The organism is Paenimyroides baculatum (genome assembly GCF_008629655.1).
In the GTDB taxonomy this organism is placed as follows: Bacteria; Bacteroidota; Bacteroidia; order Flavobacteriales; family Flavobacteriaceae; genus Flavobacterium; species Flavobacterium baculatum.
This window is the reverse complement of the sequence record NZ_VWSG01000003.1, coordinates 289,260-310,528: the sequence shown is the minus strand read 5'-3', so window position 1 is coordinate 310,528 and position 21,269 is coordinate 289,260. Positions and strand designations below refer to the sequence as shown.

23 protein-coding genes and 3 tRNA genes are annotated in these 21,269 nt (G+C 33.5%); 13 read left to right on the top strand and 13 right to left on the bottom strand.

The window, feature by feature from the left end:
• Positions 1-78: 78 nt before the first annotated feature.
• The gene (locus F0460_RS06085) at positions 79-2,241 is read right to left on the bottom strand and encodes a S46 family peptidase (protein ID WP_150011270.1); all 2,163 of its coding nucleotides are present in this window, start codon (positions 2,239-2,241) and stop codon (positions 79-81) included.
• Positions 2,242-2,374: 133 nt separating this feature from the next.
• Here F0460_RS06085 and F0460_RS06080 point away from each other — a divergent pair, with 133 nt between their 5' ends.
• Positions 2,375-2,716, top strand: coding sequence for a ribosomal maturation YjgA family protein (locus F0460_RS06080; protein WP_223810777.1), 342 nt, complete (start codon positions 2,375-2,377; stop codon positions 2,714-2,716).
• Here the strand turns inward: F0460_RS06080 and F0460_RS06075 are convergent.
• Entirely contained in the window at positions 2,699-3,139 is a 441-nt protein-coding gene (locus F0460_RS06075) for a GNAT family N-acetyltransferase (protein WP_150011268.1), read from the bottom strand. The genes F0460_RS06080 and F0460_RS06075 overlap by 18 nt on opposite strands.
• 24 nt (positions 3,140-3,163) lie before the next feature.
• Here F0460_RS06075 and F0460_RS06070 point away from each other — a divergent pair, with 24 nt between their 5' ends.
• A complete protein-coding gene (locus tag F0460_RS06070; RefSeq protein ID WP_150011266.1) occupies positions 3,164-3,397 on the top strand; it encodes a hypothetical protein in 234 nt (77 codons plus the stop codon).
• Positions 3,398-3,644: 247 nt separating this feature from the next.
• Here F0460_RS06070 and F0460_RS06065 read toward each other — a convergent pair whose 3' ends face one another.
• Positions 3,645-4,895: a 3-deoxy-D-manno-octulosonic acid transferase gene (locus F0460_RS06065; RefSeq protein ID WP_190304103.1), complete on the bottom strand. Its 1,251-nt coding sequence runs from the start codon at positions 4,893-4,895 to the stop codon at positions 3,645-3,647.
• Between the two features lie 146 nt (positions 4,896-5,041).
• On the opposite strand from F0460_RS06065, the gene F0460_RS06060 reads away from it, so the two are divergent.
• The 5 genes from F0460_RS06060 to F0460_RS06040 all read left to right on the top strand — a co-directional run bounded on the left by F0460_RS06060 (position 5,042) and on the right by F0460_RS06040 (position 7,860).
• Positions 5,042-5,500 carry a DUF1569 domain-containing protein gene (locus tag F0460_RS06060; protein ID WP_317132138.1) on the top strand — a complete coding sequence of 153 codons (459 nt, stop codon included), beginning with the start codon at positions 5,042-5,044 and terminating at the stop codon, positions 5,498-5,500.
• A gap of 10 nt (positions 5,501-5,510) precedes the next feature.
• Complete coding sequence (locus tag F0460_RS06055) at positions 5,511-5,972, top strand: SRPBCC family protein (protein WP_150011264.1); 462 nt, start codon at positions 5,511-5,513, stop codon at positions 5,970-5,972.
• A gap of 52 nt (positions 5,973-6,024) precedes the next feature.
• Positions 6,025-7,155 (top strand): DegT/DnrJ/EryC1/StrS family aminotransferase, encoded by a 1,131-nt coding sequence (locus F0460_RS06050; protein WP_150011262.1) that lies wholly within the window; start codon positions 6,025-6,027, stop codon positions 7,153-7,155.
• A 41-nt stretch (positions 7,156-7,196) separates the two neighbouring features.
• Positions 7,197-7,523 carry a YegP family protein gene (locus F0460_RS06045; RefSeq protein ID WP_150011260.1) on the top strand — a complete coding sequence of 109 codons (327 nt, stop codon included), beginning with the start codon at positions 7,197-7,199 and terminating at the stop codon, positions 7,521-7,523.
• A 136-nt stretch (positions 7,524-7,659) separates the two neighbouring features.
• The gene (locus tag F0460_RS06040) at positions 7,660-7,860 is read left to right on the top strand and encodes a dodecin family protein (RefSeq protein WP_150011258.1); all 201 of its coding nucleotides are present in this window, start codon (positions 7,660-7,662) and stop codon (positions 7,858-7,860) included.
• Between the two features lie 42 nt (positions 7,861-7,902).
• On the opposite strand, the gene F0460_RS06035 is transcribed toward F0460_RS06040, so the two are convergent.
• From F0460_RS06035 to F0460_RS05990, 9 genes are all read right to left on the bottom strand, one after another.
• Complete coding sequence (locus F0460_RS06035) at positions 7,903-8,286, bottom strand: DUF3037 domain-containing protein (RefSeq protein WP_150011256.1); 384 nt, start codon at positions 8,284-8,286, stop codon at positions 7,903-7,905.
• Positions 8,276-9,049 (bottom strand): HipA family kinase, encoded by a 774-nt coding sequence (locus tag F0460_RS06030; RefSeq protein ID WP_150011254.1) that lies wholly within the window; start codon positions 9,047-9,049, stop codon positions 8,276-8,278. Before F0460_RS06030 ends, F0460_RS06035 begins: the two co-directional genes overlap by 11 nt.
• A gap of 9 nt (positions 9,050-9,058) precedes the next feature.
• Complete coding sequence (locus F0460_RS06025; protein ID WP_150011252.1) at positions 9,059-9,820, bottom strand: hypothetical protein; 762 nt, start codon at positions 9,818-9,820, stop codon at positions 9,059-9,061.
• A 58-nt stretch (positions 9,821-9,878) separates the two neighbouring features.
• Positions 9,879-10,751, bottom strand: a complete 873-nt coding sequence (gene fabD, locus F0460_RS06020; protein ID WP_150011250.1) for an ACP S-malonyltransferase — start codon at positions 10,749-10,751, stop codon at positions 9,879-9,881.
• Positions 10,752-10,845: 94 nt separating this feature from the next.
• The gene (locus F0460_RS06015) at positions 10,846-12,963 is read right to left on the bottom strand and encodes a peptidylprolyl isomerase (protein WP_150011248.1); all 2,118 of its coding nucleotides are present in this window, start codon (positions 12,961-12,963) and stop codon (positions 10,846-10,848) included.
• A gap of 94 nt (positions 12,964-13,057) precedes the next feature.
• Positions 13,058-14,284 (bottom strand): transporter associated domain-containing protein, encoded by a 1,227-nt coding sequence (locus tag F0460_RS06010; RefSeq protein WP_150011246.1) that lies wholly within the window; start codon positions 14,282-14,284, stop codon positions 13,058-13,060.
• Between the two features lie 176 nt (positions 14,285-14,460).
• Positions 14,461-15,012: an LPS export ABC transporter periplasmic protein LptC gene (lptC, locus tag F0460_RS06000; RefSeq protein WP_223810776.1), complete on the bottom strand. Its 552-nt coding sequence runs from the start codon at positions 15,010-15,012 to the stop codon at positions 14,461-14,463.
• The gene (locus F0460_RS05995) at positions 15,013-16,299 is read right to left on the bottom strand and encodes a hypothetical protein (RefSeq protein ID WP_150011242.1); all 1,287 of its coding nucleotides are present in this window, start codon (positions 16,297-16,299) and stop codon (positions 15,013-15,015) included.
• Positions 16,292-17,026, bottom strand: a complete 735-nt coding sequence (locus F0460_RS05990; protein WP_150011240.1) for a type III pantothenate kinase — start codon at positions 17,024-17,026, stop codon at positions 16,292-16,294. Before F0460_RS05990 ends, F0460_RS05995 begins: the two co-directional genes overlap by 8 nt.
• A gap of 119 nt (positions 17,027-17,145) precedes the next feature.
• Between F0460_RS05990 and F0460_RS05985 the strand changes: the two genes are divergently transcribed.
• The 3 genes from F0460_RS05985 to F0460_RS05975 all read left to right on the top strand — a co-directional run bounded on the left by F0460_RS05985 (position 17,146) and on the right by F0460_RS05975 (position 17,411).
• Positions 17,146-17,218, top strand: a tRNA-Phe gene (locus F0460_RS05985).
• A gap of 24 nt (positions 17,219-17,242) precedes the next feature.
• A tRNA-Phe gene (locus F0460_RS05980) sits at positions 17,243-17,315 on the top strand.
• A gap of 23 nt (positions 17,316-17,338) precedes the next feature.
• Positions 17,339-17,411: transfer RNA gene (locus tag F0460_RS05975), tRNA-Phe, on the top strand.
• Between the two features lie 70 nt (positions 17,412-17,481).
• Here the strand turns inward: F0460_RS05975 and F0460_RS05970 are convergent.
• Positions 17,482-18,219 carry a CDP-alcohol phosphatidyltransferase family protein gene (locus tag F0460_RS05970; RefSeq protein WP_150011434.1) on the bottom strand — a complete coding sequence of 246 codons (738 nt, stop codon included), beginning with the start codon at positions 18,217-18,219 and terminating at the stop codon, positions 17,482-17,484.
• 108 nt (positions 18,220-18,327) lie between these two features.
• On the opposite strand from F0460_RS05970, the gene F0460_RS05965 reads away from it, so the two are divergent.
• The 3 genes from F0460_RS05965 to F0460_RS05955 are packed head-to-tail and all read left to right on the top strand — an operon-like array spanning position 18,328 to position 21,262.
• Complete coding sequence (locus F0460_RS05965; protein ID WP_223810775.1) at positions 18,328-19,410, top strand: putative type IX sorting system protein PorV2; 1,083 nt, start codon at positions 18,328-18,330, stop codon at positions 19,408-19,410.
• Entirely contained in the window at positions 19,403-20,527 is a 1,125-nt protein-coding gene (locus F0460_RS05960) for a lipoprotein N-acyltransferase Lnb domain-containing protein (protein ID WP_150011236.1), read from the top strand. Before F0460_RS05965 ends, F0460_RS05960 begins: the two co-directional genes overlap by 8 nt.
• 3 nt (positions 20,528-20,530) lie before the next feature.
• Positions 20,531-21,262, top strand: a complete 732-nt coding sequence (locus F0460_RS05955; protein ID WP_150011234.1) for a tyrosine-protein phosphatase — start codon at positions 20,531-20,533, stop codon at positions 21,260-21,262.
• Positions 21,263-21,269: the final 7 nt, after the last annotated feature.

Below are 21,269 nucleotides of genomic sequence, written 5' to 3'. Positions count from 1 at the left end.
GATATGAATTTTTTAATACCACAATATTTTTTTGTATTTTTTTTTATAAAATATTTTTGGTGTGTAAAAAGCTGTGTCTTAGCGCTTTGTTTTCTTTGTTTCTTTAGGTTTTACTATTTTCATCTCATCAATCAGATGTTTTGCTCCCGCATATTTATCAATAACGAACAAAATATAGCGTGCATCAACCATAATGTTTCTACAAATAGCCGGATCGTAATGAATATCGCTCATTGTTCCTTCCCAAACACGGTCAAAATTTAAACCTATTAAATTACCATGAGCATCAATTGCCGGCGAACCAGAATTTCCGCCAGTTGTATGGTTTGTTGCAATAAAGTTTACAGGTAATTTTCCGTTTTTATCTGCATACGATCCAAAATCTTTGGTGTTATATAAATCAATCAGTTTTTGCGGAACATCAAACTCATAATCATTCGGAACATATTTTTCAATCACTCCGTCTAAATAAGTAACATGGCTGTAAGTAACGGCGTCGCTTGGTTGATAGCCGTTTACTTTTCCGTAAGTAACACGTAAAGTTGAGTTTGCATCTGGGAAAATACGTGCATCTGGAAACAATTCCAATTGTGCTTTCATATAAGTACGCTGCAAACTTTCTAATTCCAACGCCATTTTATCGTAGCTTGGTGCAACATTATCAAAATAATTTGCTGCTAAACTTTTTGCTAATACATAACCCGGATCTTTCTGCATGTTTTTAACAACATCAGCAGCTTTTCCATTCATTAATTTCTTTAATCCGTCGTAAGATGTCAATGCCGATTTACTATAAATATCATTACCTAAAGCAACATAATCTTTATCTTTAATTGAAGCAGGCGTAAGGTTTGCCGGAGCTTTTGTTCCGTACAATTTCACTGTTTCGTTGAAAATTCCGTGATCAACATCTTTATTATAGTCTTTATATAAAGATTCTAACCCTTTAATTAAATTATCTTTACGATCGTTAAAAGCTTGTTCGCCACCTTTTGTAAAAGCGTTTTCTAACTGATACAGACGGAAACCTACCGAAAGCAATTCGTTATTACGTAAGGTAACTTCCTGGAAATAATCGCGTGCTAATGTATAAGGAGTAATGTCTTTATAGATTTTTTCGAACTGTGGCAATAGATTACCATATTCGTTCATTTTATTTTTTTCTTGTGCACGTTTTAAAAACTCTTGTTCGAACGATTTTTTAACAGCAATGGCATTCGATTTTTTTAAACCTTGACTTTCGCCAATCCATTTTTTCCAATAGTTTGCAATTCCTGCATATTTTGAAGCATACTGAATTTTGATTGCCTGATCCTGACGCATAAATCCATCAGCAACTTTTAAGGCTTTATCACGGATTTCAATTTTTGCCGGATTTAAATCGTTCACAATTTGTTCCACAGCAAAAGACGGAAGGTATTCCTGCGTTCTGCCCGGATAACCGTAAACCATTGTGAAATCGTTCTGTTCTACACCGTTAATCGAAACTGGTAAAAAGTGTTTCGGCGTGTAAGGCACATTATCTTTTGAATATTTTGCAGGTCGGTTGTTTTTATCGGCATAAATTCTAAACAAAGAAAAATCGCCGGTATGACGTGGCCAAACCCAATTATCCGTATCCGATCCAAATTTCCCGATTGATGATGGCGGTGCGCCAACCAAACGAATATCTTCAAAAGATTCGGTTACAAACAACATATATTGGTTTCCTTCAAAAAAAGTACGAATCATAACGCTTTGCCAAGCTTCGCGTTTGTATGATTTCTGTAAATCGTTGATGTTTTTCTGAACCGCTGCTTTCTTTTCAGCTTCGCCGTTTATAGCGTCAACACTGTTCATTATTTCTTTGGTAACATCGTGAATGCTTACAATGAAAGTAACTTCAACATCGGGGTTTGGTAATTCTTCCTCGTAAGATTTTGCCCAAAAACCGTCTTGTAAGTAATCATGTTCTACCGTTGAATGCGATTGAATTTCGCCGTAACCACAGTGGTGGTTTGTAAGCAATAATCCTTTAGATGAGATAACTTCTGCAGTACAGCCGCCGTTAAATTGCGGAACAGCATCTTTTAAACTGGAGTTGTTAACATCGTAAATATCGGCAACCGACATTTTCATTCCAAGGCTTTTCATTTCCTTTTCGTTCATTCCTTTTAATAAAGAAGGAACCCACATGCCGCCTTGTTGGGCAAAAATTGGAAACGAAACTAATAATACGATAGCTCGTAGTAATTTTTTCATTTTTTAGATTTGTTAAAAGAGTGAAAAATTTGAATGCCCAAGGTACGAATTTTAAAACGATTTTTTTATGTTTGATGTTTATTAGCCTGCATTTATGAAGTTTTTAAGATTTAATTTGCGCTATTTTACACTAATGCTGGTCATTTTTGCGGTAGAAGTTTGCATTGCACTTTTTGTACACGATAATTTTATTCGTCCGTTTGTTGGCGACATTATTGTAGTTTGGTTTGTGTATTATTTTATAAGGGCTTTTGTAAACTGCAAGCCTATTTACATTACGTTGTTTACTTTGGCTTTTTCTTTTGCTGTAGAAATTGGTCAGTATTTTAAACTGGTAAACGTTTTAGGTTTACAAGATAATAAGCTAGCGCGAATTGTTATAGGAACATCGTTCTCTTGGTGGGATCTACTTTGTTATGTAATTGGTTTTGGGTTCTTGTTTTTGCTGGATAAAGATCTACGGAAAAATCATTAAATCGCGTTTGTGTTTTTTAAACTGTTCTTTTTCATATAACTGAATGGCGCGTAGATTGTGCGGCTCAACTTCTAAAACAATTTTTTTATAGTTGTTTTCTTGTGCGAATTGTTTGATAAATTCCATTGCTTTTTTACCGATTCCTTTTCCCTGGTAATTATTGTCGATATACAATTCATCCAACAACAACACATTTCCGCTCATTTCAAAACTAAAAACCTGAACCAAAATGGTATAACCGCAAATTTCGTTGTTGTATGTAATTACAAAACATTTACCGGCTTCTGGTTTAATTACAAATTCTAAAAACAGGTTTGTAGTGGTTTCTTTATTGATCGGATAACCGTCAATTGCATAAAAATCAATCATTAGGTTTACAATTGCAGGAATGGTTTCGGTTTTTAATAGTTCGAATTTTATCATATCTTTGAAAATAAACTTAAAATTATGGAAAAATTAATTAACGATTTTAGTATTGGTACTATAATGTTTGTTTGGCAACTTTTTATTCTTTTGGGTTTAATTACTGCTTTTTGGGCTATGATTGTGTTAGCTAAAGATCAAAGAGAGAATTTAGGTATTAAACTTTTAGTTTTTGTTTCTTTCTTTATAATCCCTCTTTTTTCATCGATATTTTATTTAATACATTATTATTCAAAACGCAAAAATGCTATACGTTAATAAAAAATACGCTGTAATAAGTTTGATTTTAAATTTTGTCTTGATTATTGTAATTTTAATACAGTTGTATCAAATTTATAATCATCTGATGTTAGCAAAAATTGATAAAGAATTATATTCAGATGAAAAATTAAAGATGTTAAGCTTTTGTATTAACAGTTCTATTTTCTTTTTTGTTATTCAGATAATAAGCTGGTTTTTTAAAAAATATAATTTTGTGGTTGTTGCTGGCGGAATGTCAATTTTACTATATACTTTTAAAATGATACTTTTTTATTTCCAATAAATCCATAATAACTTTAGTGGCATTTTTGTTTTTCAATACAAATTCCCTGTTTTTTGTACCTAACTCATTTCTGTAATCAGCATCAGCAATTAAGCGATTAAAAGTTGCTGATAATTCTTCTGTATTGTTCACAACAATGCAACTTCCTAATGCAACCAAATCTTTTGCCTCTTGAAATTTTGAATACTTTGGACCAATAACTACAGGCGTTCCATAAGTTGCGGGTTCTAAAATATTGTGCAATCCGGTTTTAAAAGCACCACCAACATAAGCAATATCGGCATAGGCGTAAATCTGCGTTAAAATTCCAATAGTATCAATAATAAAAACATCGGCATCTTTTAAATCTTCGGTTTTGTAATTGTTGTATCGAATCGTTTTTTTATCAATTTTAGAAATCAAACGTGTAATTTCTTCTTCCTTAATATTATGCGGTGCAATAATAAATTTTATGTTTTCACTGTTATTAAGGTAGGGCAGATAAACATTTTCATCATCGATCCATGAACTGCCAATAACAATTGTTGTGGTGTTGTTTTTAAATTCTGCAATAAAATCTAAAGGCTCTACGCGTTCCACAATTTGTGCCACACGATCAAAACGGGTATCACCATTTACGCTTGAATTAGTAAAATTGATCGATTTAAGCAGTTGAGCAGATGTATCGTTCTGAACAAAAAAGTGATTGAAACTTTTTAAAGCATTTCTGTAAAAGCCACCATACCATTTAAAGAACAATTGGTTTTTACGGAAAATCCCTGAAATTAAATAGGTAGGAATATTGCGATTTTTTAATTCGCGCAGATAATTCGGCCAAAATTCATACTTAATAAAAAACACCATTTTAGGCTGAACAAGATCCGAAAAACGTTTCACATTCTGCTTTGTATCTAACGGAAGATAAATAGTAATATCGGCAATTTTATTGTTCTTTCTGATTTCAAATCCAGACGGAGAAAAAAATGTCAGTAATAATTTGTATTCGGGATATTTCGCTTTGATTTCTTCCATCACCGGCAAACCTTGTTCATATTCGCCTAACGATGCCACATGAAACCAAATGTATTCTTGATTTTTATCGATCTGATTCTCTAAAATAGCAAATGATTGCTTTCTGCCATCGACAAACAATTTCATTTTCGGACTGAAAAATCGGGAAACAGGCAGTAAAAGTGCCGCTAAATTGATGCCTAACTGATAAAGAAATTTCATTCGGGATGATTTGTTTACAAAAGTAAGAATTTGTTTTTAAGCGAAATCCTTTACCTGACACAGATCGTTAAAAAATCATCTAAAATTTATTTTCAAGAAATACTTCAAATCGTACTAAATTGTATATTTGAAATAAAACTAAAACAATGATTAAGAACATTTTTACTGTTGATGTTACGAATGAAATAATTGGCAGAATTAACAATTTGCAGCCTACAACCCAGCGACAATGGGGAACAATGGATGTTGCACAAATGCTTGCGCACTGTAATGTGCCGTATGCGTACACTTTTGAACCTGAAAAGTTTAAAAAGCCGAATTTTTTCATGAAACTGATCATGAAAAATTTTGTAAAAAAGATTGTTACAAGTCCAAAACCGTATAAACAAAACGAACAAACAGCACCTGCATTTGTAATTAGTAACGAACGCGATTTTGAACACGAAAAAAGCATTTTAATTGCCAACATTAATAAGGCACAACAGTTAGGATCGACACATTTTGAGGGAAAAGAAAATTTTTCGTTCGGAAAAATGACTGCCGAAGAATGGAATACCATGTATTACAAACATTTAGATCATCATTTACGTCAGTTTAACGTTTAAAAATAATATTATGGAAAAATTACAGTTTACAATTGATATCCCGGCATCTGCGCAGAAAGTTTATGAAGCAATGCTTGGTTTGAAAGATAAAAGCACCTATGAAAGCTGGGCATCGGTTTTTAATCCAACATCAACTTACGAAGGCAGCTGGAACAAAGGTAGCAAGATTTATTTTGTAGGAACCGATGAAAAAGGAGAGAAGGCAGGTATGATTTCGCAGGTTGAAGAGAACAATCCGGCAGTATTTGTTTCTGTTCGCCATTATGGTTTTGTTCAGGGCGATACCGAAGTGACCACTGGTGAAATGGTCGAAAAATGGGCGGGAGGTCACGAAAATTATACCTTTACAGAAAGTAATGGCAGCACAAAAGTTACAGTTGATATTGATGTAATAGATGAATATTTAGACTATTTCAAGAACATCTATCCAAAAGCATTAGAAGCTTTAAAAAATGTTGTTTTAAACGGCTAATTATAAAATAATTCGAGCGGTTTTTTTACCTTTGCGTAACAAATTTTCAACAATGAAAAAACTACAAATGGTTGACTTAAAAAGTCAATACGATGATATAAAAGAAATTGTAAATGCAGGTATTCAGGAAGTATTGGATACTACAACCTATATTAACGGACCAAAAGTTCATGAATTTCAAAAGAATTTAGAGCAGTATTTGGGCGTAAAGCACGTAATTCCATGTGCCAACGGAACCGATGCTTTGCAGATTGCAATGATGGGCTTAGGTTTAAAACCGGGCGATGAGGTTATTACTGCTAATTTTACTTTTGCTGCAACGGTTGAAGTTGTTGCGTTGTTAGGATTGATTCCCGTTTTGGTTGATGTGGAAGAAGATTCTATGAACATATCGGTAGAAGCTATTAAAAAAGCTATTACAGCAAAAACCAAAGCAATTGTTCCGGTTCATTTATTCGGTCGTGCCGCAAATATGGATGCGATTATGGAAGTTGCCGCAGCACATAATTTATTTGTGATAGAAGACAACGCGCAAGCAATTGGGGCAAATTATATGGCGGCAAACGGTAACAAAACGAAAGTAGGAGCCATTGGTCATGTTGGCGCAACGTCGTTTTTTCCTTCTAAAAATTTAGGATGTTATGGCGATGGCGGAGCGATTTTTACAAATGATGATAATTTGGCACATACTATTCGAGGAATTGTAAACCACGGAATGTACGAACGTTATCATCACGATGTTGTGGGAGTGAATTCGCGTTTAGACAGTATTCAGGCAGTAGTTTTAAATGCAAAATTACCCCTTTTAGATAGATATAATACGGCACGAAAAAATGCTGCGAAGGCTTATAACGATGCTTTTTCTGTGAATGAAAACATTATTACACCTGCATTTGATATTGATGGAGACGATCACGTTTTTCACCAATATGTTATGAGAATTACCAACGGAAAACGCGATGCACTTTTAACTCATTTGCAGGAAAAAGGAATTCCGTGTGCTATTTATTACCCAATTCCGTTGCACAAACAAAAAGCGTATGCCGATGCTCGCTATAACGATGCCGATTTTCCGGTAACCAATATGTTTGCAGATCAGGTTATTGCTTTACCAATGCATACCGAATTAGAAAAAGATCAGATTGATTTTATAACTTCAACGGTTTTAGATTTTATTAAATAAGATTTAAAACAAATTCATTTATTAATTTTAAAAACAAAAACATGGGCAAATTTGTTGTAAGTAAAAGAAAAAACGAAGAGTTTCAATTTAATTTGAAGGCTACTAACGGACAAATTATTTTATCGAGCGAAGGTTACACAACCAAAGCAGCTTGTATGAATGGTATTGAATCTGTAAAGAAAAACAGCCAAGACGAAAGTAAATTTGAAACTTTAGAAGCTAAAAACGGAAAACATTATTTCAATTTAAAAGCTACAAATGGTCAAATCATTGGTTCAAGCCAAATGTACGAATCATTGGCAGGTTGCCAAAACGGTATCCAATCGGTTATGAATAATGCACCTGATGCTGAAGTAGTAGAAGAATAGTAGAAAAAGTATTTTAAAATTTAAAAGCTCCTGATAAAGTAAATTTATTTAGGAGTTTTTTTATGATAGATATTAATGACTGTATTATAATATTCTGATTTTTTATTACATTTAATAAATTTAAAAAATAATTGTAATGGGTATTGTAAAAGTAATTGAAGTAATCGCTCAATCTGAAATAAGTTTTGACGATGCAGTTAAACAAGCAGTTGCAGAAGCATCTAAGTCAATAAGAAATATTGATTCTGTTTATGTGAAAGATATGAAATGCCACGTAAACGATGGTAAAATTTCAACTTATGGTGTTATCTGTAAAGTATCATTCAGAGTAGAATAAAACATAAAAAAGTCCTCAATTGAGGACTTTTTTTTATGTAAGTTACAAAACCAATTCTTTATACAAATTATGAAAAGTAGCATCTAAATCAGCCGATAAACCAGGATGAGGACGAGATGATTGAATGCTTGAACTTTTTACAGCAGTAATCCATCGAAATTTTTCATCGGCTTCTAATGCAGCAATTGGTCCGCCGTCTTTAGCTCCTGAACAAATTTTAGCAAACGATTCTAAATTTTCTTTTAATTGAATTAAATCGAATTCGTTGCAAAAACTTCTTATTTTTTCTTCGGGAATTTGATAATCAAACTTAATGTATCGTTTTCTTTTACTGAATAAAATCAAACCGATATTTATAAATTCTTCGCGTTCAACCTTTGGAACAACTCGAATTACAGCATATTCGTAAACAACTTTATCTTGCATCTTGAGCAGCTTTTAGAAAGATATCGGCATGCGCCAATCGGTTCGACAAAAATTGATAATACACTTCGCGAATTTCTTCGTTGCTTGGACCTTCCTGCCAGTTTAGAAATTCATCGGGAATAATGTTTACCAGTTCACGCAGTACATTGTTGTTCAATTTCCCAATGAATTCGGTATGCGCCTCTTGCAATTTGGTTGCTTTTTTAATAAGCGCGTGATTTTTTATTAACGGAAAAGGCGTTACAGATGTTTTCTTCCAATTATCCCATGAATGCTGAAAGTAAAACGATGCACCGTGATCTATCAGCCATAATTCTTTATGCCAGATCAACAGGTTGGTATTGCGAAACGTACGGTCAACATTGGTAATAAAACTGTCTAACCACACAATTTTTGATGCTAATAATTCCTCACAATCGTTTGTAGCAACATCGTACGTAACAGTGCCTGAAAGGTAGTGCAGACCTAAATTTAATCCTTTACTGAATTTCAATAAATCTTGAATTTCTTCATCACCTTCGGTTTGCCCAAAAGCTTCGTCTAATTCAATAAAAACCAGTTCGGGAACAGGTAGTCCTAAATATTGGGCAATAATTCCGCCCAATAATTCTGAAATCAACGCTTTAACACCGTGACCTGCACCACGAAATTTTATCACATATTTAAAATCATCGCACGCTTCAGCCAAAGCGGGTAATGAGCCGCCTTCACGCAAAGGCGTAATATATCGGGTAACTGTTACAGTTCGTAATTTTGGGATCATATATAAATTTTATTCTTTTTCTTCAAGCCAATGAAACGTTGGTTTGTAACTAAAGTTCTTAACTTTTAAAACACCAGAACGCACTGCAATATATAAATCATTTTTAATAATAACCGATGAGGTAGGATAGAATATTCCTATATTGAAAGGGAAGGTTAAAATGGTATTTAAAGAAGCGTTTTGATTTATTGTAAGCATCTTTTCATGAGTTATAATATATGTATTTTGAAGATGTTTAAAGACAATTTTAGGGGAAGCTTCTAAATTTTCAACATAGGTAGCTTTCCATTTTCTTTTAAATTTTAGTTTATAAATAGAGCCTCGTGATAAAGCTAAATGTGAAAGCCCACATGCAACAAACAACTCACCTTCTAACTCAAAGAAATATTTCGCGTGTCTGATAGATTCCATTTCGTAAGCTTTTTTTCCATCGTTTGAAATGAAATAAAAATCACTACCATGTTCTCCATTTAAATATGAGAGGAAATAGCCATTAAATACTTTTTTGACAATACGACCGCCATAGTTTTTACCTATTTTACTTTCAATAAATTCATCTGAAAAAGGTATTGAATCACCTATTATTGTTGGTGAAGTTTGTTTCGAAATTCTGTAATTAAGACTGTCATTGATAATTATATAAGATATTTCGTTTTGCGGATGTTTATATCTATCAATTGATTTTTTGCTTTCAACCCAATTACTTAAATCTATCGTTTGAGAATAGGTTAGAGTTGATGTAAGAAAAAATATCAAACTTAAAAACTTCATAACTATTTTTATTTAAAGATATAAAAAAACGACTTCTGCTTTTGAAGTCGTTTTAAGTTTAAGCTTTTATAGTTTCTGCGTCTTTATTGATTTTATTAATCAAGCCCATTAAAACCTTACCAGGACCAACTTCGGTAAACGATGTAGCTCCGTCGGCAATCATCTGCTGCACAGATTGTGTCCAACGAACTGGAGCAGTTAACTGCGTGATTAAGTTTTTCTTGATTTCAGCAGGATCAGAAACTGCACTCGCCGTTACATTTTGATATACTGGGCAAGTTGGTGTATTAAAAGTTGTAGCTTCAATAGCAGCAGCCAATTCTTCGCGTGCAGGTTCCATCATTGGTGAGTGAAATGCACCACCAACAGGTAAAATCAATGCTCGTTTTGCACCGGCTTCCTTCATTTTTTCGCAAGCTAGCTCAACCGCTTTTGTTTCGCCTGAAATCACTAATTGTCCAGGACAGTTGTAATTTGCTGCTACCACAACACCGTCAATCGACGCACAAATATCTTCTACTATTTTATCATCTAAATTTAAAACTGCAGCCATGGTAGATGGAGTAATTTCGCAGGCTTTCTGCATTGCCATTGCTCGTTTTGATACCAATTGCAAAGCATCTTCAAAAGAAAGCGTTCCGTTTGCTACCAAGGCAGAAAATTCTCCTAACGAATGTCCCGCAACCATTTCTGGGTTAAAATCGGTTAAGGTTTTTGCTAAAATTACCGAGTGTAAAAATACCGCAGGCTGTGTTACTTTGGTTTGTTTTAATTCTTCATCGGTACCGTTAAACATAATTTCGGTAATGTTAAAACCTAATATTTCATTGGCTTTATCGAACAATTCTTTTGCAACTGCCGATGTTTCATATAAATCTTTACCCATTCCAACGAATTGGGCACCCTGTCCGGGAAATACGTATGCTTTCATTTGTTATTAGTTTGTTGCTACAAAAATAGCAAATTAATAGATAAAAAAAAGTCCGTTTTAAAACGGACTTTTATATGTTATACTCACTTAAATTTTATTGTAAAACTTTAGCTCGGTTGTCTTCGATTTTTGCATTTTGATACAATGCGCTGAAAACCATGTTTTGAGCCATTTGGCGGTTGTTTGTTCTTACTTTTTGTTTGTAAGTTAAGTAGTTAGGCAAATCAACTGCTTTAGTAATATTTTTAGTTTTAACCATGTAAACTCCGTTACTGCCATCGATCAATTTTGATGTTTCGTTTGGCTTTTTACCTAACGCTACACCAACAACCAAAGGCTCTTGAAAACCGTTAACCATTGGGTTTGCACCTGTAACTTCAATAGCATTTACAATTCCTGCCTTCGCATTTTTAGAAACTTCTTCTAAAGTATTTCCTGCCATTTGCTTGCGAATAATCGCTGCTTTTTTCTCTTTAATTAAAATTGGCTCAACAGTTTGGCGTGCATCATCAGCATCCATTACTTCAGAATCGTTGATGCTAACTAATTTAACAACTAAATATCCGTCTGCAGAATCAAATTTCTTAACATTGCCAATGCTTGTTTTTTTGTTAGATGCCCAACGGATAGCTTCAGCTTGTGTTCCTTCAACACCAGTCAACTGATCGTCAAAAGGATCGATTTTTGTAGCAGGGAACGAAACCAAACCTTGTGCTGTTGCTTGTTTAGCGAAATCGTTGCTGTTGCTTTCTACACTTTCTAAAAACTTGTTAGCCTGTGCATAAATACGGTCTTCTGTTTTTGTAGATGATTCAATTTTTTTAGCGATAGTTGCCAATTGAACACCTTCTTTTTCGTTTACTTTATCAACTTTTAAAACGTGGAAACCAAAATCAGATTCTACCATTCCTAATTTTCCAACCGGATTATTAAAGATGTACTGATCAAAACTTGGAACCATTTGTCCTTTGTTGATGTTTGGATATTTACCACCAGTTGCTTTAGAACCGGTATCGTTTGTGTTTTCTGTAGCTAAAGCAGCAAAATCTGCACCTCCTTGTGCTTGTTTCAATAAAGCTTCCGCTTTTGCTTTTGCTTCTTCTTTTGTTAAAGTAACTGCTGCGTCTGCTCTGTCTGCACCTTTGTAAGCAATTAAAATATGAGAAGCGTCAACAGTTTCTGCTGTGTTTTTCTTCGCAACAACTTTAGAAACCGCATAATAATCGTTAAATAAATACGGACCGTAAATTGAACCTGTTGGTGCAGCGAATAATTTTTCTGCATGTTCTACCGGTAACTGCTCTTTTGCGTAGTAAGTAGAATCAAAAGGAACATCAGAATTTTGGTTTACGAATGCTTTAATATCTGTAGCTTTTGCAAAACCTGAAATGGTGTCGTTTTTACCTGTTGTTTTGTTGAAAACAATCGATGGTTTCAATAAATCGTCGATGATTTGTTTTGATGCAGCTTCATCTTCTTGAGAAGGTTTGTTTGCAACAAAAACATATTCTACCTTACGTGAAGGTGTAGTTTTAAACTGTTTAGCGTGTTTTTTAACGTATGCGTTGATCTCATCGTTAGTTACTTTTGCCTGATCGTCGTTAATTGAAGAAAAAGGAATAGTAACATAGTCAAAAGATACTTTTGTAGCTTCGTTTTTGTAAACCATTTTAGCTTCGGCAGTCGTTGTAACAATTGCACCTTTAATCATGTTAAGGTACATTTGCTCTTTTGCAACTGTTTCTAACTGTTTTTCGTAAGCTAACCAAGCATTCCACTGTTGTGGACCTTGTGCTTTCATTTGAGCTAAAAAGGTGTTGAATTTGTTGATATCGAACTTACCTGCATCATTTAAGAATTGAGGATTTTGAGCGAAACTTGGATCTGTTTTTAAAACATTTATCAATTGATCTTTTCCTAAACGCAATCCAGCTTTATCTAACTGTTCGGTAAACAAAATAGTACGAACTTCGTTCGACCAAACCTGATTGTGCAGTTGCGAACCTTTGCCACGACCACTTTGTTCTAAATTCTGAATTTTGTTAGAATAGTCGGCTGCCGAAATTGCAACACCATTTACTTCACCAACATTGCGAGAAGTAAAATTAATGCCTCCTTCAAACAAACCGCCAATAATAAAAGCGAATAAACTTAATCCGATTACTCCGATAAGTAAACCAGATTTCTCTCTAATTTTCTGTAAAACTGCCATTTTATATAATGTGTAATTTTTTCAATGAGCGAAAATACAATTATCTGTTAAATAAAAAAAGGGAATAAAAAAAAATGCATCTTTTTTTGATGCATTATTGTAATTTAGTTAGCGCAACCGTTTTAATTCGGGTGTTTGTAGCTGCCAAAATTTTTATTTTGAACGATTTAATAGTAATTGTTTCTTTTGCTTTTGGATGACGTTTTAAATAGTGAAAGATAAATCCGCCTAAAGAATGATAATGTTCTGATTCTGGAATTACTAAATCGAATTTTTCTTTTAGATCGTCTATGTCCAAACTTGCCGAAAAAATAAAATCGGTATCCGAAATCTGTTTTGCGATCAGTGTATCATCGTGTTCGTCGGTAATTTCACCAAAAAGTTCTTCGATAATATCTTCTAAAGTAACCAAACCAATAATGTCGTTATCGGTATTTTTTACAAGCGCAATCGATTTTTTACGAATGGTTAAGGTATTCAACAAATCTTTAATTAAAAGATCATCATAAACATAAACGAACGGACGAATAAAATCTTCGATAGGTTGTTGCAGCTGCAGTAAATCGTAAGTGTGCAGATAGCCAATAAAGTGTTCGCTGGTATCGTTAATTACCAAGACTTTAGAAAAACCTGTGTCTACAAACTTTTTACGAATGATTTCAATGTCGTCATTTTCATTGATGTATTCAAACTCGTTTCGCGGAGTCATGATTTCTTTTACCTTAACTTTAGGAAAAGACAAGGCGTTTTTTAAAATTTCGAATTCGTTTTCTAATTGCTCTTGCTGGCTGCTGGCTTGTATCTGTTGGGAAATGTAAGTACCTAAATCGCCGGTGCTTAAAAGGTTGAATTCGGTGTCTTTTGCGTAAGGATATTTTCGTTCTAAAGATTTTTCGCTTATCGAAATAAAAAACTGTGCAATGGTTCCGAAAAGTTTTAAGATAACCTGAATAAACGGTTTTGCTGTCAGGATAATTTCGTTAGCAAACGGTTTTACAAAGGCTTGCGGAATAAATTTAGAAATAATATACAGCAGAAATAGAAAAAGTAATACTTTCCATAAATCGTCAAATTCATACGAATTTAGAAAAGTAGTGAAAAAAAGCAGACTTAAAACGGTTATAAAAATGCTGTTACCAACTTTTAAAGCGCCGATAAATAATCGAGGTTGTTCGGTAACTGTTTTTAAATAATGATTGTCGGCGTCTGTTTTTTTAGACTCTAAATTAAGGTAGATTTTATTTGCGTTAGAATAAGCAACCATTAATCCAGAACAGATTAATACGGCAATACTAAGAAATATAAATCCAAAAGTTATCATTTAGCTATTGTCTGTTTTGAGGCAAACGATTAATACTTCGCAACCTGAATATAAACATAAAAATTGCAATACCAGCTAACAAAAGTCTTACTAAATAATCTTCGCCACTGCTATATGCACGGTATGCTTCGTAAATAAAAAACAAGGCAAATACTAAATAAATGTAAGCTATAATTTTATAAATTTTCATCTTTAACGTCTTTTAGTTCGGCACGGTTTTGCTGTGCATTTACAATTTTAAAATTTTGATCGAAATCAACACCGATTCCTTCAAAAAAACTTTTATTCTTATCGGTAACCTTAAAGTAATGTTCGGTGAAAAACCAGTTGTTCTTTTGGTCATAATACATTTGCTGTGTTTGCATTACTTTACCGTCGTGCGACGTAATTTTAACATCGCCCACCAAATTAATAATTCCCGTTTTATTATAAACAGTTGCCTGTTTTGCAACTATAAAATTTTTGTTTCTGTTACTGTCATAAACCGTAACCTTTATACCTTTTGGAAAGTGGTTAAACGAATACTTTGCCTTTCCGTAATCTAACATTTTTACAGCATAAAGTTCGGCTTTTATTTTGGCAGAATCCGTGTATTTAACATTTATGGAATCTGCTTCGCCGGTAGGGTACAATTGCTTTTTGTTTAAATTCTGAATGTCTTTTAAATCGTTGTTACAAGCAGAAAATATAAAAGCAAATACTATAATATGTGCAAAATATTTTTTCAATTAGTTAAATTTTCTGCGTTTAAACCAAACATCGCTAAAAGAAAAACCAACGTGAACGCCGTAGTAATTTTCTTTAATCAAGCCCATATTCGTATTACCTTTTTGTCCGTATTCAAAACCAATATTGATATTAGAATTACTCATCATAGTTTTACTGAAAGGAACAGGTAAGCCAATACCAATGTTTGCGTTGTAACCTTTAATTTCCTGATTGTTTATAACCAAACCTGTATTTTCGTAATTTACACCGGCACGGTACGAAATCTTTTCAAAATAACTTTCAAATGAATTGTATTTCGGAGTGTAAAAACCACCTAATCCAATCTTCATATAATCGTTATAACGTGCGTTTTCGTACTTGTAGAAATTGTTGTATTTTGATGTTTGTGTTGCCGTGTATTCTGCACCAACAAACCATTTTAAATGATTGCCAATACCTGCACCAATAGAATAATTCATTGGTAACAACATTTTTTCATCGTAATCTGTAGTCGTTCTAGAATCAATTTCAACAAAACCTAAATTGCTGTCAGCTTTAACGGTTGCCAATATACTTTCCTGATCGTTTTTCAACTTCATTTCAGGACTAAAGGTAGCAGTTGCAAATAAAGACAATTTGTTGTTTAAAGGTTGTTCAAAATTTAAACCGGCATTAACGGCAAGTCCGCTATAATTGTTTTTTTTACGTAAACGGCTTCCGCGATCTAAAGGAACACCCTCGCCATTATCGGTTATAAATGTTATAGCGCTAGTTTCGGTATCACCAAAAATATAAGCTCCATCAACACCAATACTAAAATTTTTATTGATTTTATAACTTAAACCTAAAAACGTACGGTTTAAACCACCTTCGCCAATAAGTTGATTTGCTTGAGTCATTCCTTTGTCGTTAATGCTTGTATTCTGAATATTATATCCCACAAAAGAATACGGCATAATACCTACAGCAACCCTGAAATCGCCAGCCGGAAAAGCCATTGTCAGATAATCAAAAGACCCGCTTGTAGTTTTTTCTTTACTGTTTGCGTTTGATAAGTCGGTTGATTTGTAAGATGCACCTAATGAGAAAGTTGTAGCTTGCAGTTTCGAGTATGAAGCCGGATTCAACGTGTTTATGTGTAAACTGTCAGTAAAAACAGCTAAAGAACCCATAGATTTTATTTCGTTTGATCCTTTAAAATGTTTCTCGCCAAAACCATAGTAAGAATAAGGAGAAGCGGTACCTTGTTGTGCGTAAGTATTTGATATACCCGCTAAAGCTACTCCCAATATAATTTTTTTAATCATTTGATACAATGTGTTGATGTAATAAAAATAAACTTTCTAATAAGAAGTTCGGATTGGCAAAGATGCTATTTTTTAAACGGTTTACCAAAAATTCGGAATTTCCGCCCGTTAAAATTACTGTTAAATTTTCATCGAGATGTTTAAAATGATCTATAAAGGCTTCAATTTCTGCAATTACGCCGTTTAAAACTCCCGATTGAATAGAGGTAGCCGTTGAATTTCCCACGAACGGATGTAGTTCTGAAATCTTTTCTAAAGGCAGATTTGCCGTATAATCGTTCAAACTTTTATATCGAAGCCCGATGCCTGGAGAAATAGCACCACCATGGTACTGATTGGAACTATTAATAAAATCGTAGGTAATACAGGTTCCGGCATCAATCACCAGTCTGTTTTGGTTTGGATATTTTAATGTTGCACCCGCTGCCAGAACAATTCGATCGATTCCTAAAGTGGTAGGTGTACTGTATAAATTTTTAAAAGGAAGAAACGTTTCGTGCGTTACAGTAATTAAATTACCCAGTTTTTTAAGGTCTTCAATAGTTTCCAAAGATAAATCACCAACCGATGACAAGATAATATCGACACAATTCTCTATTCCTTGAATCTGTTTTGATATATTTTTTATCAATTTTTCGTTATTGGTAATAATTAACTGTTGCAGCGTACTGTTTTCATACACAGCAACTTTAGTACGTGTGTTACCAACATCAATACAAATAATCATAATTTATCAGGCATATTTCAACAAAGGTAGATAAATTTTTTTTTGAAAAGATTAGGAAATGTTTAAAAAAAGCTACTATATTTGCAATCGCTTTTGAGAGGTAGTTTACCTAACAAAACGGTACCTTAGCTCAGTTGGTAGAGCAATGGACTGAAAATCCATGTGTCCCTGGTTCGATTCCTGGAGGTACCACAAAAATACAGAGTTTAATTACTCGGTACCTTAGCTCAGTTGGTAGAGCAATGGACTGAAAATCCATGTGTCCCTGGTTCGATTCCTGGAGGTACCACAAAATTACAGAGTTTAATACTCGGTACCTTAGCTCAGTTGGTAGAGCAATGGACTGAAAATCCATGTGTCCCTGGTTCGATTCCTGGAGGTACCACAAAACAAAAAGCTGAAGATTTATCTTCAGCTTTTATATTTTTTATCAATTTAAGTAACAAAAAAATCGGTTATAAAACCGATTTTTTTGTTTTATTCAGAATAACTGAAAGTATAATATAAAAGATTATAATTAGCGGAATAGCTTCAAATCGAAAGAATAATAGCAGTAACGCACAAATTCCCAAGAACAACAGCGTTAATTTATTATCGCTTAAATTTTTGTTCTTCGTTTTTAATGAAAAAAGTGGTAATTCGGCATTCATAATAAATGCACTAAATAAACTTATTCCAACCAAAACATACGGATTGCTGAAAAAGTTGAAAACAAAATCACTTTCCGTAGTGTTCATTATTAGTGGAATACTCAATATAAACAACGCATTTGCCGGTGTTGGTAAGCCAATAAAACTGTCGGTTTGGCGGGTATCAATATTAAATTTTGCCAAACGCATACAAGCTCCCAAAGTAATTACAAAACCAATAAACGGTACCAGTTTCATGTAAAAAGTATCTTCGGTAATGGTGTATTGTTCGTAATTTTCCTGAATATGTGCCAGCATTTGATACATTACAACTCCAGGAACAACGCCCGATGTTACCATATCTGCCAAAGAATCTAACTGAACGCCCAACGGACTGGAAACTTTTAAAACGCGTGCTGCAAATCCGTCCCAAAAATCAAAGAAAATCCCCAAGCAAACCCAGAAAAAAGCCATTTGCAGGTTATCGTCAAAAGCATAAACTAACGCAATTAACCCCGATAATAAATTTAAAAGTGTAATTACATTAGGAATGTGTTTTTTTATTGTCATCAATTGTATAATTTTATTATAAAAACAAAAGTAAACAATAAGTTGTAAGTATTTTGAGTTTATATATTGTAAATTTTTGTAATATTTGTAAAAATTATCTACGTGAAAAAACGTTTTTTACTATTGCCTTTACTTTTTGGTACGGCTTTAACGCAGGCGCAAACTGCAAGAAAATATTCTAACGAGTTTTTAAATATTGGGGTTGATGCCGCATCATTTGGTATGGCTAATAGCGTTATTGCACAAACTGGCGATGTGAATTCGGGTTATTGGAATCCGGCAGGATTGATTCATTTGCAAGATAAACAGATCAGTTTAATGCACGCAAGTTACTTTGCAAACATAGCACAGTACGATTATGCTGCCTTTGCGATGCCTATTGATGATAAAAGTGCGCTGGCAATTTCTGCAATTCGTTTTGGGGTAGATGATATCATGAATACGACTGAATTGATCGATCAAAACGGAAACATCGACTATAATAGAATTTCGTTATTCTCTGCTGGCGATTATGCTTTTAATATATCGTATGCCCGAAAATTGTCGGTTCAAGGTTTATCGTTAGGTACCAATGCAAAAATTGTTCGTCGGGTAATTGGCGATTTTGCAAAATCGTGGGGATTTGGTTTAGATGTTGGTTTACAGTATCATACCGAAAAATGGAAATTTGGATTAATGGCGCGCGATATTACCACAACTTACAATGTTTGGAATATTAACGAAGCCGAATTTGAAAAGATTAAAGGCGCGGTTGAAGGTCAAAATCAAACGTTACCGGAAACTACCGAACTTACCTTGCCTAAATTACAATTGGGTGTTGCCAGAGATTTTGCTTTGACCGAAAAATTCAATTTAACGGCTGCGGCTGTGCTTCATACCGAATTTTATCAGACAAATGCAGTAATTTCAACATCTTCTTTCAGTATTCAGCCATCGGCAGGTTTTGAGTTCGGATACGATAAAATGGTTTTTGTACGTGCCGGTGTTGGTAATTTTCAGAACGAAATGCAGATCGATAATTCTGAAAAAGTTACCTTTCAGCCCAACGTTGGTTTAGGATTTAAATACAAAGGAATTCAGGTAGATTACGCGTTAACCGATATTGGCGATCAAAGTGCATCACTTTACTCAAACATCTTCTCACTGAAATTAGATTTAGGAATTTTTACAAAGTCAAATGAATAATTTAGTATCAAAATTTAAACAGCAAATAGTATTATTGATTTGTTGTTTTTCTTTTATAACTGCTGCAGCACAACCCGAAACCTTATCAGAAAATGCCGAAATTAGTGTATTAACTTGCGGAACTGCCAACGAAATGCACACGCTTTTTGGTCATACGGCATTGCGAATTAAAGATGTTGATCAAAATTTAGATGTGGTTTATAATTGGGGAATGTTCGATTTTAGAACGCCTAATTTTTTAGCAAAATTTGTAAAAGGCAACCTGCTTTATTATTTAGATATAGATTCGTCTGACGATTTTTTATACAATTATACGGTTGATAATAGGGAAGTGGTTGAACAGGTTTTGAATTTGTCATCTACTGAAAAATCAAAAATTTGGGTAGAAATAAATCGACAGTTAAAAGGGAATGATCGATATTATACCTACGGATTTATCAGAAACAACTGTACTACAAAGGTTGTTGATGTGCTAAATAAGTCGGTTGAAAAACCATTAAGTGCAGATTTTCCATCGAACAATCATTCGTACAGATATATCTTGAATGAAGGATTAGATCATCATTATTTCGAAAAATTGGGAATTAATCTTCTTTTTGGATATTCAACCAATAAAACTGCCGATTTAATGTTTTTACCCATAAAATTAAAAGATGGAATTACGTTCAATAAAAACATTTTAAAATCAGAACAAATCATAAATAAGATAGATAATACAAATACTAAAAGTTCACTAAACTCAATTTACACTTTATGGGTTATTGTTGTAATTGCATTAATAGGCATCTTTAATAAAAAATGCATACTGATATACTTTTTCATAACTGCAATTTTCAGCTTGTTTTTAGTAGCAGTTAGTGTATATAGTAACCATGCTGAACTACAGTTTAACGCATTGATACTTTTTTTTAATCCGCTATTCTTTATTGGATTGGTAATGAAAAATAAAAAAATATTAATTTTAGCAATCCTTCTTACGGCTATAAGTTTGGTATTTATGGGGTTAGAACTAATTTTGGTTGCCGCACCATTAATTGTGTTAAATTTGGGTTATATAATGGTATTGTTTTTGCGTAGAAATGAACAAATAGTACCTTTGCAAACCTTAAAAAAATAACACATGTTTGGTTTTTTTAAAAAGAAGAAAACACTTAAAGAACTTATACCACAGAATTTCATTGATATTCATTCACATCTTTTGTATGGATTAGACGATGGATCAAAATCATTACAGGAAACTAAAAGCTTAATTGCCGATTTAAATTCGTTTGGTTTTACACAGTTTATCACGACTCCGCACACAACTCCTTTAGTTTGGGAAAACACAAAAGATCAGATTTTAGATCGGTACGAAAAAGTTAGAACAGAATTAAACATGTCTGAAAGCGAATTAAGAGTAGCATCAGAATATTTAATTGATGATTCGTTTTTAAAGCGATTAGAAAACGAAAAATTGTTGACGCTGAAAGATAATTATGTGTTGATAGAAATGTCGTACATCAATCCGCCAATACAGTTGTATGAAATCATTATGGAATTGAATTCGCAAGGTTATCAACCAGTACTGGCACATCCAGAACGTTACAACTTTTATAAAAACGATTACGACAGTTTTAAACGCTTAAAAAATGCAGGCTGCTTGTTTCAAATGAATATGTTAAGCAGTACAAATTATTATGGAAGTGGTATTACCGCTATTGCCGATTATCTTTTAAAAGAAAATATGTACGATTTTGCAGGTAGCGATGTGCATCATCAAAAACACATCAACGCATTTAACGCCGAAATAAAACTCAAAAATATAGATACGTTTGAAGCTCTTTTAATCAAGAATAGTTTCTTTAAACAATAAAAAAAAC